Here is a 1,409-nt window from a genome sequence, read left to right on the forward strand (position 1 = left end):
TAGTCTTGACTCACCAAACCAACATTCGCCAACAAGTCATCAGGTGATATGTCCTGTACCGACTTACCTCCAATGAGGATGTCTCCTTTGGAGGGCTTAAGCATGCCCATGAGTGCATTTACTAGGGTTGTCTTTCCCGATCCGCTGGGCCCGACAATACCAATCATCTGCCCGGGACCAAAAGTGAGATTGATGTTTTTAAGAGCTAAAGAATCAGCTTTTGGATACTGGATAGCAAGATTCCTAATGGAAACGCTGGAGATTTCGGGGTAGGTATCGGCAACCGGATTTTTCTGCCCGGGCTGTGCGCTAGAAATAAACTTTCGATATATATCAATTGCGTTTGACCCCGCTGCCATCGAGCTAAGGTCGCTTCCCATCGAGCCAAGCGAGACTATAGCCGAGGTAATACCTATAACAGCTCCAGCAAGAGCACCGGGAGCCGGCGCCGAGGCCGCTAGAAAAATAAGGGCTAAAGCTAGCAATGCAGCGCTTATAAAACCAACAATTGTATATATTCTGAGGATGTAACGAGCTAGGCCAATTTCCTCCTCACCGGATTTTTTCCGTTCTTGATTAGCGCGATGCGCAAAGAACGACCGAGCATTAAGAATTGCAAGCTCACGAGCAGTAGTTATTTGTGCAATCTGGTTAGTGCTATGCCACGCGTTGTAGCTATATGAATATATTTTTTCCATTGCCTCAGCATTCTTACTCGAATAGAGATGTGACATAAAGGCAACAGGAATCATGCCTGCAAGCATGCAGAGTGAAGCATATACATTGATCTTTCCTACGGAATAACTAAGGGCTCCCGTCGAAAAAATGATGAATATCAGAGCACCCATAGTGGAAACTTGAGACCCCAGGCTCCCCCCTGTCACAGCTTCATGAGCTGCCCTTGATGAGCGAGCATAATCACCGCTTGCGATTTCCTGAGAGGAACAAGTCGCCAGACGAGAAGATACGTTCTGAATACCCGTACTTGACATTCGAGAATTTAGAATCATACGCAGAGAGTCTGATGCTTGTCCCAGGGCAATGTATCCTGCCAGCACAAAACTAACCCCCAGCGCTAGCGGGAGCACTTCATCCTGGCTCTGGCCCAAATGCTCAACAAGTCTAGTGACAGCCTCCATCTGCAGAGCAGGGAATAGTGATAGGCACACAACAGACACTAGATAGGAAACGGTCCATACGGGGTGATTTTTGAAAGCATAAACCACGGACCAAACAGTATTAGCCATAATCTTACGCATCTTTATAGTCCCTTTCAGCGGAAGTTTTGCGCCCTGCAGAATCTTCAGAGATCTGATTTTTGAAAATTTCCATAAACTTTCCCTCTGCCTTCAGTAGCTCCCGGTAGGTTCCTTGCTCCACCACACACCCACCATCCAACACCACCACAG

At 47.3% G+C, this 1,409-nt stretch carries 1 protein-coding gene; it reads right to left on the reverse strand.

The window, feature by feature from the left end; all coding sequences use genetic code 11:
- Positions 1–1,259, reverse strand: a 1,259-nt coding sequence (locus HMPREF2919_RS09080) for an ABC transporter ATP-binding protein/permease (protein WP_141754827.1), incomplete at its 3' end; no start/stop codon positions are given.
- Between the last annotated feature and the right edge of the window lie 150 nt (positions 1,260–1,409).

It is taken from the genome of Rothia sp. HMSC068E02, from assembly GCF_001813565.1.
GTDB lineage: Bacteria > Actinomycetota > Actinomycetes > Actinomycetales > Micrococcaceae > Rothia.